Origin of the sequence: Porticoccus sp. (assembly GCA_023261185.1) — a bacterium.
In the GTDB taxonomy this organism is placed as follows: Bacteria; Pseudomonadota; Gammaproteobacteria; order Pseudomonadales; family Porticoccaceae; genus Porticoccus; species Porticoccus litoralis.
The window spans coordinates 45,219-57,964 of the sequence record JALRJN010000036.1 but is presented as its reverse complement, the minus strand read 5'-3'; the positions used below and the strand labels follow the sequence as shown (position 1 = coordinate 57,964).

General features: G+C 50.8%; 12 protein-coding genes. 4 read left to right on the top strand and 8 right to left on the bottom strand.

Going from position 1 to position 12,746, the window contains the following annotated elements:
- Positions 1-68: 68 nt before the first annotated feature.
- A complete protein-coding gene (locus tag ACYZYZ_RS03040) occupies positions 69-1,040 on the bottom strand; it encodes a GNAT family N-acetyltransferase (protein ID WP_461483209.1) in 972 nt (323 codons plus the stop codon).
- A gap of 93 nt (positions 1,041-1,133) precedes the next feature.
- Here ACYZYZ_RS03040 and ggt point away from each other — a divergent pair, with 93 nt between their 5' ends.
- The gene (gene ggt, locus ACYZYZ_RS03035; protein WP_305170985.1) at positions 1,134-2,861 is read left to right on the top strand and encodes a gamma-glutamyltransferase; all 1,728 of its coding nucleotides are present in this window, start codon (positions 1,134-1,136) and stop codon (positions 2,859-2,861) included.
- 5 nt (positions 2,862-2,866) lie between these two features.
- On the opposite strand, the gene ACYZYZ_RS03030 is transcribed toward ggt, so the two are convergent.
- From ACYZYZ_RS03030 to ACYZYZ_RS03005, 6 genes are all read right to left on the bottom strand, one after another.
- Positions 2,867-3,796 (bottom strand): cupin domain-containing protein, encoded by a 930-nt coding sequence (locus ACYZYZ_RS03030; RefSeq protein ID WP_305170984.1) that lies wholly within the window; start codon positions 3,794-3,796, stop codon positions 2,867-2,869.
- A 17-nt stretch (positions 3,797-3,813) separates the two neighbouring features.
- Positions 3,814-5,181 (bottom strand): adenylosuccinate lyase, encoded by a 1,368-nt coding sequence (gene purB, locus ACYZYZ_RS03025; RefSeq protein WP_461483208.1) that lies wholly within the window; start codon positions 5,179-5,181, stop codon positions 3,814-3,816.
- A 79-nt stretch (positions 5,182-5,260) separates the two neighbouring features.
- On the bottom strand, positions 5,261-5,908 hold the full coding sequence (gene hflD, locus ACYZYZ_RS03020; RefSeq protein ID WP_461483207.1) for a high frequency lysogenization protein HflD: 648 nt from the start codon (positions 5,906-5,908) through the stop codon (positions 5,261-5,263).
- On the bottom strand, positions 5,908-7,005 hold the full coding sequence (mnmA, locus tag ACYZYZ_RS03015) for a tRNA 2-thiouridine(34) synthase MnmA (RefSeq protein ID WP_461483206.1): 1,098 nt from the start codon (positions 7,003-7,005) through the stop codon (positions 5,908-5,910). Before mnmA ends, hflD begins: the two co-directional genes overlap by 1 nt.
- A 13-nt stretch (positions 7,006-7,018) precedes the next feature.
- Complete coding sequence (locus ACYZYZ_RS03010; protein ID WP_461483205.1) at positions 7,019-7,465, bottom strand: NUDIX hydrolase; 447 nt, start codon at positions 7,463-7,465, stop codon at positions 7,019-7,021.
- On the bottom strand, positions 7,458-8,066 hold the full coding sequence (locus ACYZYZ_RS03005; protein ID WP_461483204.1) for a pseudouridine synthase: 609 nt from the start codon (positions 8,064-8,066) through the stop codon (positions 7,458-7,460). The genes ACYZYZ_RS03010 and ACYZYZ_RS03005 overlap by 8 nt, the downstream gene beginning before the upstream one ends.
- A gap of 172 nt (positions 8,067-8,238) precedes the next feature.
- Between ACYZYZ_RS03005 and icd the strand changes: the two genes are divergently transcribed.
- Entirely contained in the window at positions 8,239-9,492 is a 1,254-nt protein-coding gene (gene icd, locus ACYZYZ_RS03000; RefSeq protein ID WP_461483203.1) for an NADP-dependent isocitrate dehydrogenase, read from the top strand.
- Positions 9,493-9,562: 70 nt separating this feature from the next.
- On the opposite strand, the gene cspD is transcribed toward icd, so the two are convergent.
- Positions 9,563-9,835 carry a cold shock domain-containing protein CspD gene (gene cspD / locus ACYZYZ_RS02995; RefSeq protein WP_305170977.1) on the bottom strand — a complete coding sequence of 91 codons (273 nt, stop codon included), beginning with the start codon at positions 9,833-9,835 and terminating at the stop codon, positions 9,563-9,565.
- 222 nt (positions 9,836-10,057) lie between these two features.
- Between cspD and clpS the strand changes: the two genes are divergently transcribed.
- Positions 10,058-10,450 carry an ATP-dependent Clp protease adapter ClpS gene (gene clpS / locus ACYZYZ_RS02990; protein ID WP_305170976.1) on the top strand — a complete coding sequence of 131 codons (393 nt, stop codon included), beginning with the start codon at positions 10,058-10,060 and terminating at the stop codon, positions 10,448-10,450.
- Positions 10,451-10,473: 23 nt separating this feature from the next.
- Positions 10,474-12,744 carry an ATP-dependent Clp protease ATP-binding subunit ClpA gene (gene clpA, locus ACYZYZ_RS02985; RefSeq protein ID WP_461483202.1) on the top strand — a complete coding sequence of 757 codons (2,271 nt, stop codon included), beginning with the start codon at positions 10,474-10,476 and terminating at the stop codon, positions 12,742-12,744.
- Positions 12,745-12,746 lie beyond the last annotated feature (2 nt).

The window sequence follows — 12,746 nt, the reverse complement described above, 5'->3', positions numbered from 1 at the left end:
GCTATAACTGTTTTTAAAGCCCCTTATTGGTCAATATCAACGGTCGCTGATAGTTGCTCAAGGGGCTGCTAGATATGCAGTCTTCTGAGGTCTGGATCCAGCTCACCCTGTTCCCAGAGGTTATCGAACTCTTCAACCAGTTCCACTGCCTCCAGCGGCGCATGGGGGACGACGTAACCCACAAAACGTTCCGGCTCTTGCTTGTAGAGAATCCCGGTGCGATCCACTAGCATGAACTCCGTGTGTAAACAGTCTTCCTTGGTTTCTAGTTTGCGTATTTGGATGCGACTAGGCAGCCTCAGGCAGAGCTCATGCAGCTGGGGGGTTTGATGAATCACCTGGGCCAGGTCTTTGACCAAAATTCTGACTCTGGCCAGTGGGTGGCTGGTGGCAAATGAATAGATGGCGTCACAGAACTGGTTGTTGGCATAGATGCCGGGCTCCAGCTTGAACGTAAAGATACGAATTTCACGTTGTGCCCGCTCTACCAGCATGACCGCCTGATCACGAAATTCATCCACCCCCTCAATGCCAACTCTTTGCCTTTCCTCGTCAGAAATCTCCCTCAGTAACGGTTTCGGAGCGTTGTCCATGAAACGATGCAGATTGAGCACCATGGTGCGATGGGGAATACCCGCATCCAGGTATTCTTTTCCGTCGGATATAAAGCCAAACCCCTCATAAAATGGAATAGCGTGTAACTGAGCACTGAGTACCAGCTGTTCTTTGCCCTCACGGATAGCATAGCGGATGATATTGCGCATTATTGAGGAACCCACACCCCGCTGTCGGTAGGGTTTTAGCACCGCCATACGCCCCACCTGGCCGTCTGGTAGCATTCTCGCTGTGGCCATGGCCACATTGCCCGGCCCAAAGGCAATCCAGTGCATGGCCGTGGGGTCGAGGTCATCCACTTCCTCTGCAACCGGTACGCCTTGTTCTTCGACAAAAACCTTGTGTCGAATAGCCGTTAACTGCTCGCCGGCACTTTGCCAGCTGACTTCCTCAACTTCGATGGGGAAATAGTCAACTGTGTCCATTCATTACTCCCATTTTTTTATATCGTAGCCCTTCAGGGGCCTATAGTGGTGTCGAATGCTAAGATTACGTTCGATTTATAGCGGAGTATTGATGTGAAACAGGCTTTTCTCAAGTGGCTGTTTTTGTTTCTGTTATTTCCATTGCAGATGGCGATGGCATTTGAGCCCGCAATTATTGATCAAAGCGCCCGCTTTCATCCGCAGTTATCAACCAGGGGAATGGTGGTTTCTCAGGAGGTTCTGGCCAGTACTGTTGGCGCAGATATTCTTAAACAGGGGGGGAATGCTGTTGACGCAGCTGTCGCTACAGGTTTTGCCCTTGCCGTGACACTGCCTCAGGCAGGCAACCTGGGTGGTGGAGGCTTTATGCTGGTGCATTTAGCCAAGGAGAACCGCTCACTGGCCATTGATTACCGGGAGATGGCACCTGCTTTGGCCCACAGGGACATGTTTCTGGATGAACAGGGGTCAGCAGATGCCAACCTGTCTCGTTTCAGTCACAAGGCAGCGGGGGTACCCGGCACAGTTGCCGGTTTGCTCCATGCACTGGATGTCTACGGCACCATGACAGTCGAGCAGGTGTTGGCACCTGCCATACGGCTGGCGGAGGAAGGCTTTTTAATTTCTGACACGCTGGCCTTTTCCCTGGGACAGGCGGCGGGTCGTTTGCGTGCTGACAGGGCGTCGGCCGGATATTTCTTTCGCCCTGATGGAAGCCCAATGCAGCGGGGCGATATCTGGCGCCAAGCTGACCTGGCAGCGACTCTGCGGCAGATTGCCAACCAGGGTGTCGCTGGCTTCTATACGGGAAAAACTGCTGAACTGATTGTCGCCGAGATGAAGCGGGGCGGGGGCCTGATTACAGCAGAAGATCTTGCCAATTACCGCGTGCTGGAGAGGCAGCCAGTGGTTGGCGATTACCGTGGCTATCGGATTGTCTCTATGCCGCCACCTTCTTCCGGTGGTGTTCACCTGGTCCAAATGCTCAATGTTCTAGAAGGGTGGGACTTGCACTCACTGGGGCACAACAGTGCGTCGTATTTGCACCTTCTGGTTGAGACCATGCGCCGAGCCTATGCAGACCGTAGTCAATATCTGGGCGACCCGGATTTCTTTGATGTCCCGGTTGAGAAACTTATCGACAAGTCCTATGCCGCAAGGCTTAGGGACAATATCGACTTAGAGGCTGCCTCTGCTTCTGCCGATGTTCAGCCGGGGCAATTAATGCATGAGGAAAGCCCTCAGACGACCCATTTCACAGTGGTCGATCGCTGGGGTAATGTGGTGAGTAATACTTACACGCTGAATTTTTCCTATGGCAGTGGCATTTCTGTGGCAGGGGCCGGTTTTTTGCTCAATAACGAAATGGATGATTTTTCTGCCAAGCCTGGTGTTCCCAATGCCTACGGTTTGCTGGGCGGGGAGGCAAATGCTGTTCACGCAGGCAAGCGTCCACTGTCTTCCATGACGCCATCCATTGTTCTAAAGGACGGCGTGCCGATCCTGGCTACTGGAAGCCCTGGTGGAAGTACGATCATTACCGTGGTTTTGCAGAATATCCTGAATGTGATTGATTTCGGTATGAATGTCGCCGAAGCTACGGCGGCTCCCCGTATTCATCATCAATGGTGGCCTGACATGCTCCAGTATGAGCAGGGAATCAGTATCGATACGCTCAAGCTCTTACAGAACATGGGGCACTCCCTCAACAATACTCCCAGGGTGTTGGGCAAGGTACAGGCTATTTCTCAGAAAAGTGGCAGGCAATACGGCGTGACAGATAGTAGATGGCCGGGTGGAGGGGCTGTGGCCGCTGACTAAACAAATTAGTCTGACGGTTGACCATTGATATATTGCTTGCCGTTGACGCTAGCGCAGCGCTCTTCATCCAGTTCGTCGGCAAGATCCGGGTACTTGGGTGCGGTCATGTATCGGGCAAACCAGTCTCCCAGCAAAGCTTTATCACCTGCCAATTTGGTTAGCATTCCCTGGATTTGTTCGATAAACAGCGGGTCTATGTGTTCGCCCGCCATTTCAGGTTTCAGGGGTGGGTCCCGGTAATAGGTGGAATCGCCCTGAGCCATCAGTTCGGTAGCCAGATCGCCAAGAATTTCTGCCAGGGTAGGGGCTCGAAAACCGACAGAATAGGTGAGACAGTCGTTTTCAGCGATACCAAAATGGGCAATTTGGGGGGGTAGGTAGAGCATATCCCCGGGGTTGAGTACCCACTCATCAGTCTTGGTAAACTCTTTCAGAATGCGCAGAGAGGTCTCGCTGAGTATCGACGTTTGCTGATCACAGCGCTGACCGATCTGCCAGTGACGCTGACCTTGAGCCTGTATCAGGAAGACATCGTAAAAGTCGAAATGGGGTCCAACGCTGCCGCCAACGGGAGCATAGCTGACCATAATGTCATCGAGACGCCAAGACGGAAGAAAATGAAAATGTTCAAGTAGATGGGCCACTTCCGGCACCCAAATATCAACCGCCTGCACCAGTAATGTCCAGTGGCTCTCTGGCAGTTGCTCAAACTGTCTTTCCGTAAAAGGGCCACACATCAATTCCCAGGGCGATGCACCGGCCTCAACTACAATGCGTGATTCAACCTCTTCTTCCAGGGCCAAGCCTGCCAATTCATTCGGGCTAATGGGTGACTGGAAACCCGGCAGCGCATCGCGCACCAACAGTGGTTTCTTCTGCCAGTACTCACGAAGAAAGACTTCTGCTGACAGGTCTCCGAGTATTGGTGTCGGCATGTTAGGGCGCGACTGGCTCAGAGTGCTTTTGCCTGCGCAATGGCATTGCCAATGTAGGACGCTGGAGTCAGTTGACGCAACTCGGTTTTGGCTGACTCAGGAATTTCCAGAGTCTCGATAAATGCCTGGATGGTCTCTTTTGTGATGGCCTGACCCCGAGTCAATGCCTTGAGTTTTTCATAGGGTTCGGGAATGTTGTAGCGACGCATGACGGTCTGTACAGGTTCGGCGAGGACTTCCCAGGCATTGTTCAGGTCCTCTGCCAGGCGTTGCTGGTTGAGTTCCAGCTTGCCAATACCCTTGAGGGTGGACTGGTAGGCAATGGAGCTGTAGCCAAAGCCGACACCCATGTTGCGCAGTACGGTAGAATCAGTGAGGTCCCGTTGCCAGCGTGAGATGGGCAGTTTCTGGGCCAGATGACCGAATACGGCATTGGCAATGCCCAAGTTTCCCTCGGAGTTTTCAAAGTCAATGGGATTCACTTTGTGGGGCATTGTTGACGAGCCCACTTCCCCGGCGATGGTTTTCTGTTTGAAGTACCCCAGCGAGATATAACCCCAGATATCGCGGTTAAAATCGATCAATATGGTATTGAGGCGAGCTATGGCATCAAACAGTTCAGCAATATAGTCGTGTGGCTCAATCTGGGTCGTGTAGGGATTCCAATTCAGTCCAAGTCCAGTGATGAACGTCTCGGCATTAGCCGCCCAATCAATATCCGGATAGGCGGAAAGGTGGGCGTTATAGTTGCCCACAGCACCGTTGATTTTGCCGAGCAGTTCCACCCCGGCAATCTGTTCGATCTGACGGTTGAGGCGATAGGCGACGTTGGCCATCTCCTTGCCGACAGTGGTGGGGGAGGCCGTTTGTCCGTGGGTACGTGACAGCATCGGCACATCGGCAAACTGATGGGCTAGGGAGGAGATCTGACGTGCAACTTCCCGCACCTCCGGCAGCAACACCTGGTCGCGCCCCTCTTTTAGCATCAGGGCATGAGAAAGGTTGTTGATGTCTTCCGAAGTGCAGGCAAAGTGAACAAACTCGCTGATGGCATTCAGCTCCGGCACATCGGCAATGTATTCCTTAATAAAATATTCCACCGCTTTAACATCGTGGTTGGTGGTTTTTTCGATGTCCTTGATACGCGAGGCCTGACGCTCATCAAATTCTGCCAAAAGTTGTTCCAGCTTGTTGTTGGCCGCCTGGGAAAGTGCGGGGACTTCGACAATACCCGGGTGGGACGCCAGTTGCTGCAACCAGCGTACCTCAACCATCACACGGTATTTGATTAGCCCGAATTCGCTGAAGGCTGTGCGCAGGGTGGAGGTTTTGCTGCCGTAGCGGCCATCGATAGGTGAAATTGCAGTCAGGCTGGATAGATTCATGGGTAACAACTTGAATGTGGGGAAGAAAGGCGCGAATTTTAACCGAATAGCATGGTTTTTTCAGGTAAAAATTGACTAGTTAATGCTGGGGTTGGCTGCTTTCCTGCTGCAGTAGACGCAATTGTTGCAATAGCTGCTGGCGGTTGAAAATGAGATGCCGCCGGCGCCCCCCTAGTTGATGCCAGAGCACAGCCGCTCTGATGCCTGCAAACAACAGACAGCGCACCCGCTGGGCCATAGCTTCCTGTTGCAGGTAGCCGGCATAACCGTTTACCTGAATGCGGTAGCGGAAAGTGCTGATAGTGTCCTGATAGACCTGTGCCAGGTTGGCAATCACATTAGTGTGGGTGGCAGCACCAAAGTGTTCAGCCTGCCTACCCGCTTGTTGCAGACGTTCGCCAATGACGTTGAGCATAGTTTTCTTGTTGCGCAATTTGTTGGCCAAGTAAAAAACACCGACCACGTAGCGCAGTGTGTCCGGTTGCTGATTGCGGGATTGAAGGGTAATCAGCTCCTGCATGGATTCAATGCCCAGCTGCAGGTTGGACAAATTGCCAAACACAGCTTCCGTGTTCTCCGGGTTTTGTTGAAACAGGCTTTCGATACAGACCCCAAAGCGATCAGAAGGGACCGAGCCCGTTTTCGCCAGGGTTTCCACGAGTTGACAGGCCTGGAATACACCGGCGAGAGCGATGACCTGGTTGCGATCGGGTTTGCTGAAAAGCATCAGAGGGCCTCCTGCCAAGCGTGTTCGATGATGCCGCCGCCCAGGCATGTTTCACCGTCATAAAAAACTACTGACTGGCCCGGCGTCACGGCTCGCTGTGGCGTGTCAAAGTGCACATTCACACCAGTGGTTGAAACATTTACCGTACAGGGCTGATCAGGCTGGCGATAGCGGGTTTTTGCGTGGCAACGCAGCGCTGAACTGGCGGGTATACCGTTAATCCAATGGATATCCTGTGCGCTAAGACGGTTTGAGAAAAGGAGAGGGTGATCGCTGCCCTGTGCTGCGATGAGGACATTTCGTTCCAGATCTTTACCCACAACATACCAGGGTGCATCCGTGGCATCCTGTCTACCGCCAATTCCCAGGCCCTGCCTCTGACCCAGGGTGTGGTACATCAAGCCATGATGTTGGCCAATCACCTTGCCTTCGGGAGTCTCGATATCACCCGGTTGTGCAGGTAAGTACTGCTCAAGAAAATCCTTGAAGCGACGTTCGCCGATAAAACAGATTCCCGTGGAGTCCTTTTTCTTGGCGGTAGCCAGCCCGTGTTTCTCAGCAATGGCACGCACCTGGGGTTTCTCCATCTCGCCGATGGGGAATAAAGACTTGCTGAAAGCTGCTTCGCTCACAGCATGCAGGAAGTAGCTCTGGTCCTTGTTATTATCCAGCCCCTTCAACAGATAGCTGTGATCGTCTCTATCCAGTCGACGCACGTAGTGGCCGGTGGCAATAGCCTCAGCGCCGAGGATTTGCGCATATTCGAGGAATACTTTGAACTTGATTTCCCGGTTACAGAGTATGTCGGGGTTAGGTGTGCGCCCGGCACGATATTCAGCGAGAAAATACTCGAATACATTATCCCAGTACTCGGCCGCGAAATTGGCCGTGTGCAGTGTTATCCCGAGTTTATCGGCTACCTGCTGGGCATCGGCCAGGTCCTGGCGAGCAGTGCAATACTCTGTGCCGTCGTCTTCGTCCCAGTTTTTCATAAACAGCCCCTGCACGTGATAACCCTGTTGCTGCAATAACAGGGCAGTAACGGAGGAATCTACGCCGCCGGACATGCCGACAATGACTGTTTTAGGTGTGTTCATAGGGTGGCGGATTCTACCGGGGAGTTTTCAGTATATCCAATGGATAAAGTGGGCCCTTGAGGTAGTCGTTAATGGCTTGCATCACCATGGGGCTTCGCAGGCTGTTCTCGTTTTGTAGTATTTCTTCATAATCGAGCCAGAGAGCTTCTTCGATATCGCTATCCAGAGTGGCCTTTGGATCAAATTCCACGGCATCGGCAGCGATCGCCAACCTGTAATAGGTGATGCCGTTGGTGGGAGACAAGTAAGTGGTAAAACTAATCAGGGCAGTGGGGCGAACATGCCAGCCTGTTTCCTCTAGCGTTTCCCGGACGGCCGCTTCCAGCGGTGTTTCACCCGGCTCAACGTGCCCTGCAGGCTGGTTTAAAACACTTTTCTGATCACTGAATTCCCTGACGAGCAAAAACTTATCGTCACGTTTCACCACAGTCGCTACGGTTAAGTGGATGCGGTCAGGCATGAGGTTTTTTCTTCCAGGTTCTGGCGGGTGGAGATTTAACGGCAGGAAGATTGACTGCTTCCTCCTTCCATTCACCTGGCTGAAGATTTCCTAAAGACCAGGGGCCTATGGCTGTGCGAACCAGTCGCAGTGTGGGGTAGCCGACTGCCGCGGTCATGCGTCTGACCTGGCGGTTACGGCCCTCTGTAATTTGCAGCTCAATCCAGCAGGTTGGCTGGTTTTTGCGCTCTCTTATCGGTGGAAATCTGGTCCAGATGGAAGGTTCCGGGATGCGTTTAACCTGGGCACGCCTTGTGGGACCGTCGTTAAGGTTCACACCAAAACGTAGGTTTGCCAAAGCCTCTTCGGTAATGTTGCCCTCCACCTGGGCAATATAGGTTTTGGTCATTTTATGCTTGGGGTCGCTGATTCTGGCCTGTAAAGGACCACTGTCTGTCAGCAGCAACAGCCCCTCTGAATCATGGTCGAGTCTTCCCGCCGGGTAGATGTTTTTATCTTTGATAAAGCCAGCCAAACCATGGTGGCCATCCAGGTCAGTAAATTGACTCAGAACACCATAGGGCTTGTTGAACAGTAATAATTTGGCGGTTATATGATCCATGTGGTTTTTAGCAGAAATATGCCCGTAATTCGTGTAAATCAGCTACAAGAGCAGGTGGGTTTATGGTAGCATCCCACGCGAATACTGAAGTGTACAACGATAATAGAAAAATCATCGTTACCTGTTACAGATGCACTAGAAACAAACGCACTAGCTACCTATGGAGCCAACAATGGGATATCAGCACATCCAGATACCAACTGATGGTGAAAAAATTACTGTCAATAGCGATTTCTCTCTAAACGTCCCCAGCAACCCAATTATTCCCTACATCGAAGGCGATGGCATCGGTGTAGATATTACTCCAGTCATGATCAAAGTGATCGATGCAGCCGTTGCAAAAGCCTATGGCGGCAGTAAGAAAATTTCTTGGATGGAAGTCTACTGCGGTGAAAAAGCCGCTGAAACCTACGATGGTGACTGGTTTCCCGCAGAAACTCTGGACGCCATCAAGGAATACAGTGTCTCAATCAAGGGGCCCTTGACTACACCGGTAGGTGGTGGTTTCCGTTCATTGAACGTAGCTTTGCGTCAGGAACTGGACCTGTATGTCTGCCAGCGTCCTGTTCGCTGGTTTGAAGGTGTCCCTTCACCGGTTAAAGAGCCGGGCAAGGTTGATATGTGTATCTTCCGTGAGAACTCAGAAGATATCTACGCGGGTATCGAGTGGCGCGCAGGTACGGACGAAGCGAAGAAGGTCATCGATTTCATGCGTAATGAAATGGGCGTGACTAAGATTCGTTTCCCTGAAGATTGTGGTATCGGCGTCAAGCCGGTTTCCAAAGAGGGTACTAAGCGTCTGGTGATCAAAGCGATCCAATACGCCATTGACCAAGATAAAGACTCCGTCACTCTTGTGCACAAAGGTAACATCATGAAGTTTACCGAGGGCGCATTCTGTGACTGGGGTTACGAAGTTGCGAAAGAAGAGTTTGGTGCACAACCGCTTGATGGCGGCCCTTGGCAGGTTATAAAAAACCCCAATACTGGCAAAGACATTGTCATCAAAGATGTCATTGCTGATGCCATGCTGCAGCAGATTCTCTTGCGCCCCGCCGAGTATGACGTTATCGCCACTCTCAACCTGAATGGTGATTACCTGTCTGATGCGCTGGCAGCACAAGTAGGTGGTATCGGTATTGCGCCCGGTGCCAACCTGTCTGATGACATTGCCATCTTTGAAGCAACTCACGGTACGGCACCGAAATATGCCGGCCAGGATAAAGTGAACCCCGGTTCTCTCATCCTGTCAGCGGAAATGATGCTGCGCCACCTCGGCTGGAATGATGCAGCTGATCTTGTGGTGAAAGGTATGGAAGGCGCCATTTCAGAGAAGACGGTTACCTATGACTTCGAGCGCTTGATGGACGGAGCGAAACTGATGTCATGCTCACAGTTTGGCGATGCCATGATTGCGAAGATGTAACAACTGTTACCACCATTAAAAAACCCCTGTTTCTTTTCGAAACAGGGGTTTTTTTGTGACTATTTAGTCACTAACTATGTACACTTTCTTGCTCGGCTATGGATTCAGTCACTGATTCCGCACCATCATCACCGCCGTTGCCTGTTGGCACAATATTGGTCGCATGCAGTCCTTTTTGTCCCTCAACGAGATCGTATGAGACTTCTTGGCCTGCTTTAAGTGTTTTGTATCCATCCATATTGATGGCAGAGTAGTGGGCAAAGATATCACTTGCCCCATCTGAAGATAGAATAAATCCGTATCCTTTGGCGTTATTGAACCACTTGACTGTACCTGACGGCATATTAGAACCCCTTGCTGGACTTTCTAGTTATTAAATTTGCCCTGCTAACAACCGATAACTAGTGTGATCGGATTGCTACTTTTAATGGATATTTTTTATCCAAACCGATTTTCTATAACTTATTAGGGTCTAAGTCAAGGTGAAAGGGATTTAAAAAAAGCACACAAAAAAGTTGTTATCAGTAGAATTGGGGGTGAAAAAGGGTATTAAAATGTTAGATAGATGAAAGAGATTATTGAACACTACGAAACTATGAGTTTAAACATTCGATTGAGTGACAAAAGTGACGGGGATCAATGGCAACACGCAGGTGAAGCTGTTGTCGAAGAGACACGCCCAGAGCTTAAGAGACCACGCCGTTACAAAGTTGTGTTGTTTAACGACGATTTTACGCCGATGGAATTTGTGGTTGAGCTGCTGGAAGTTTTTTTCGGAATGAACCGGGAGGCCGCAACTCGCGTAATGCTTAAAGTACATATGGAAGGTAAGGCAGTTTGTGGTGTCTACACAAAAGATGTGGCGGAAACAAAAGTAGCTCAGGTTAATCAGTATGCAAGGGACAACGAACACCCCTTGCTCTGTGAAACTGAACCTGAGGCTGATGATGATCTCTAAGTAAGCACGATATAGGTGACTGTATGTTAAGTAGAGAGCTTGAGTTAACCCTGAACAAGGCGTTCAAAGGTGCCAGTGAAAGGCGTCATGAGTTCATGACAGTCGAACACTTGTTGTTGGCGTTGCTCGATAACGAATCAGCGGCCAAAGTACTTCGTGCCTGCGGTGTTGATATTAACGTATTGCGTCACGACCTTGACGAATTCATCGAGTCAACCACCCCGTTAATTCCCGAGGAGCTCGAAGAAAAAGATACACAGCCAACCCTGGGTTTTCAGCGTGTGCTGCAACGTGCCGTATTTCATGTTCAGTCTTCCGGCAAGAAAGAAGTGCAGGGGGATAATGTGTTGGTGGCACTGTTCAGTGAACAGGAGAGTCAGGCTGTCTACTTCCTGCGTCTGCAGAATGTCGCCCGCATTGATGTGGTGAATTATATTTCCCACGGCATTTCCAAATATGCGGACCAATCTGAGCAACATGATGGCGAAGTCCATCAGGAAGAAGTCTCAACTGAAGCTGAAAGTCAGGGCCATAGCCTGCTTGAGCAATTCACCACCAATCTCAATGTGCAGGCCAGTAAAGGTGGCATTGATCCCCTGGTAGGCCGCCATTCAGAAGTAGAGCGTGTCTGCCAGGTACTGGCTCGTCGTCGCAAAAACAACCCGCTGCTGGTAGGTGAAGCTGGCGTGGGTAAAACTGCCATTGCTGAGGGACTTGCCAAGCTGATCGTTGAGGAACAGGTGCCGGAGGCTCTGAGTCACAGCGTGGTTTATTCCCTGGACCTGGGCAACCTCCTGGCAGGCACCAAGTATCGCGGCGACTTTGAAAAACGCTTCAAGGGTGTTCTTGCCGAGTTAAATGATCAGGAAGGTGCGATTCTCTTCATTGATGAGATCCACACGATTATTGGTGCGGGCGCAGCGTCCGGCGGAGTTATGGATGCATCCAACCTTCTTAAACCGCTCCTGACTTCTGGAAAGATTCGCTGTATTGGTTCGACAACCTTCCAGGAATACCGGGGCATTTTTGAGAAAGATAGAGCTTTGTCACGCCGTTTCCAGAAAATTGATGTGGCTGAGCCAAGTGTTGAAGAGACCGTGGGTATACTTAAGGGGCTGAAGTCTCGATTTGAAGAACACCACAACCTGCGTTTTACAAATTCTGCGCTGAAAGCAGCCGCAGAGCTTTCCGCACGTCACATCAATGATCGTTTCCTGCCGGATAAGGCGATTGATGTTATTGACGAAGCGGGGGCTTATCAACAGTTACAGCCTGTATCCAAACGCAAAAAAGTAGTTGGTGTGGGTGACGTGGAAGCGATTATTTCCAAGATCGCGCGCATTCCGCCAAAAAGCGTATCTGCCTCTGACAAAGAACAGCTGCGTGGCTTGACGGAAAAACTCAAGATGGTTGTTTTTGGTCAGGATGAAGCGATTACTGCCTTGTCCACTTCTATCAAGCTGGCGCGTGCCGGTTTGAGAGATGGTGAAAAGCCGATCGGTTCTTTTCTGTTTGCAGGTCCTACCGGTGTGGGTAAAACCGAGGTATCAAAACAGCTCGCCGAGATCATGGGCATCGAGATGGTTCGTTTTGACATGTCAGAATACATGGAACGCCATACCGTATCCCGTTTGATTGGTGCGCCTCCTGGTTATGTCGGCTTTGATCAGGGTGGTTTACTGACTGACGCAGTGACCAAAAATCCCCATGCTGTGATTCTGCTGGATGAGATTGAAAAAGCTCATCCGGAAGTCTTCAACCTACTGCTACAAGTAATGGATCATGGCTCACTGACGGATAACAACGGCCGTAAAGCGGATTTCCGACATGTCATTCTGATCATGACCACTAATGCGGGTGCTCAGGAGATGAGCCGTGCTTCTATCGGCTTCAAATCCCAAGATCACACGACTGATGGTATGGAAGTGATCAAGAAAATCTTTACCCCGGAATTCCGTAACCGGCTGGACGCGATTATCCAGTTCATGCCGCTCGACATCTCTATCATCCACACTGTTGTCGATAAGTTTCTCTGTCAGCTGCAACAGCAACTGGACGAAAAACGTGTTCAGTTGGACGTTGATGAGGAGGCCAAAGATTGGCTGGCCGAACACGGCTATGATGAAAAGATGGGTGCTCGACCAATGGCAAGACTGATCCAGGAAATGATCAAGAAGCCATTGGCAGAAGAAGTCTTGTTCGGCAGTCTCTCTGCTGGCGGTATAGCGAGAGTGACTGTTTCAGATACAGGCGAGTTGGAGGTCAAGACAGATACTGAAACCGAAGTTGCCTGACA

Excerpts from the sequence above, each read along its gene's own strand:
- ACYZYZ_RS03040 (WP_461483209.1), bottom strand. The coding sequence starts at position 1,040 with ATGGACACAGTTGACTATTTCCCCATCGAAGTTGAGGAAGTCAGCTGG.
- ACYZYZ_RS03030 (WP_305170984.1), bottom strand. The coding sequence starts at position 3,796 with ATGCCGACACCAATACTCGGAGACCTGTCAGCAGAAGTCTTTCTTCGT.
- purB (WP_461483208.1), bottom strand. The coding sequence starts at position 5,181 with ATGAATCTATCCAGCCTGACTGCAATTTCACCTATCGATGGCCGCTAC.
- hflD (WP_461483207.1), bottom strand. The coding sequence starts at position 5,908 with ATGCTTTTCAGCAAACCCGATCGCAACCAGGTCATCGCTCTCGCCGGT.
- mnmA (WP_461483206.1), bottom strand. The coding sequence starts at position 7,005 with ATGAACACACCTAAAACAGTCATTGTCGGCATGTCCGGCGGCGTAGAT.
- ACYZYZ_RS03010 (WP_461483205.1), bottom strand. The coding sequence starts at position 7,465 with ATGCCTGACCGCATCCACTTAACCGTAGCGACTGTGGTGAAACGTGAC.
- ACYZYZ_RS03005 (WP_461483204.1), bottom strand. The coding sequence starts at position 8,066 with ATGGATCATATAACCGCCAAATTATTACTGTTCAACAAGCCCTATGGT.
- icd (WP_461483203.1), top strand. The coding sequence starts at position 8,239 with ATGGGATATCAGCACATCCAGATACCAACTGATGGTGAAAAAATTACT.
- cspD (WP_305170977.1), bottom strand. The coding sequence starts at position 9,835 with ATGCCGTCAGGTACAGTCAAGTGGTTCAATAACGCCAAAGGATACGGA.
- clpS (WP_305170976.1), top strand. The coding sequence starts at position 10,058 with ATGAAAGAGATTATTGAACACTACGAAACTATGAGTTTAAACATTCGA.
- clpA (WP_461483202.1), top strand. The coding sequence starts at position 10,474 with ATGTTAAGTAGAGAGCTTGAGTTAACCCTGAACAAGGCGTTCAAAGGT.